9 tRNA genes and 1 rRNA gene are annotated in these 1,131 nt (G+C 49.3%); all 10 read left to right on the forward strand.

Features of this window, described 5'->3' with window-relative positions:
* Window positions 1–3: 3 nt before the first annotated feature.
* Window positions 4–119 (forward strand): 5S ribosomal RNA (rrf, locus tag L3V42_RS17980).
* 9 nt (window positions 120–128) lie between these two features.
* Window positions 129–204: transfer RNA gene (locus L3V42_RS17985), tRNA-Val, on the forward strand.
* 4 nt (window positions 205–208) lie between these two features.
* A tRNA-Thr gene (locus L3V42_RS17990) sits at window positions 209–284 on the forward strand.
* A 32-nt stretch (window positions 285–316) separates the two neighbouring features.
* A tRNA-Lys gene (locus L3V42_RS17995) sits at window positions 317–392 on the forward strand.
* A gap of 9 nt (window positions 393–401) precedes the next feature.
* Window positions 402–483, forward strand: a tRNA-Leu gene (locus L3V42_RS18000).
* Window positions 484–505: 22 nt separating this feature from the next.
* A tRNA-Gly gene (locus L3V42_RS18005) sits at window positions 506–580 on the forward strand.
* A gap of 6 nt (window positions 581–586) precedes the next feature.
* A tRNA-Leu gene (locus L3V42_RS18010) sits at window positions 587–675 on the forward strand.
* Window positions 676–679: 4 nt separating this feature from the next.
* Window positions 680–756, forward strand: a tRNA-Arg gene (locus tag L3V42_RS18015).
* Between the two features lie 8 nt (window positions 757–764).
* Window positions 765–841 (forward strand) — tRNA-Pro (locus L3V42_RS18020).
* Between the two features lie 13 nt (window positions 842–854).
* A tRNA-Ala gene (locus L3V42_RS18025) sits at window positions 855–930 on the forward strand.
* Window positions 931–1,131: the final 201 nt, after the last annotated feature.

Genomic DNA, 1,131 nt, shown 5'->3' on the forward strand with positions numbered 1-1,131 from the left:
ATGTCTGGTAATGAAGGCGGAAAGGTCACACCTGTTCCCATACCGAACACAGCAGTTAAGCTTTCCAGCGCCGATGGTAGTTGAGACCTTGTCTCTGCGAGAGTAGGACGTTGCCAGGCATATTAAACGGAGGATTAGCTCAGCTGGGAGAGCACCTGCCTTACAAGCAGGGGGTCGCAGGTTCAAGTCCTGCATCCTCCACCATTTAGCCGGCCTAGCTCAATTGGTAGAGCAACTGACTTGTAATCAGTAGGTTGGGGGTTCAAGTCCTCTGGCCGGCACCACTTTTAATCAATACTCAATTTTGATTTATTGCGAGCCATTAGCTCAGTCGGTAGAGCATCTGACTTTTAATCAGAGGGTCACAGGTTCGAATCCTGTATGGCTCACCATTTTAATGCGCGGGTGTGGCGGAATTGGCAGACGCGCTAGACTTAGGATCTAGTGTCTTCGGACGTGGGGGTTCAAGTCCCTTCACCCGCATTTATATATGATTTAAAAACGAGCGGAAGTAGTTCAGTGGTAGAACACCACCTTGCCAAGGTGGGGGTCGCGGGTTCGAATCCCGTCTTCCGCTCCAACCCTTGCCGGGGTGGCGGAACTGGCAGACGCACAGGACTTAAAATCCTGCGGTAGGTTACTACCGTACCGGTTCGATTCCGGTCCTCGGCACCATCTTGCGCCCGTAGCTCAATTGGATAGAGCGTTTGACTACGGATCAAAAGGTTAGGGGTTCGACTCCTCTCGGGCGCGCCATATATAAACGGGAAGTAGCTCAGCTTGGTAGAGCACTTGGTTTGGGACCAAGGGGCCGCAGGTTCAAATCCTGTCTTCCCGACCATTCATATCATAAAGGGGCCTTAGCTCAGCTGGGAGAGCGCCTGCCTTGCACGCAGGAGGTCAGCGGTTCGATCCCGCTAGGCTCCACCATCTACAAAGAATAGTTGACATATCCGAAAGTATATGATAACATTTCTTAGTCGCTGAAATTGAGTGCGACTTTTAATTTGCTCTTTGAAAACTGAACAAAACAACCAGTATGAAAAAGAGGTAAGAAGTAAAACGTTGGATTGATCTAACGAAAGCTTTTTATCCCTGAATCAATTTTTGAAGCTAAGAATAGATGACGGT

This window comes from Oceanobacillus alkalisoli (genome assembly GCF_022213125.1).
Classification (GTDB): Bacteria; Bacillota; Bacilli; order Bacillales; family Amphibacillaceae; genus Oceanobacillus; species Oceanobacillus alkalisoli.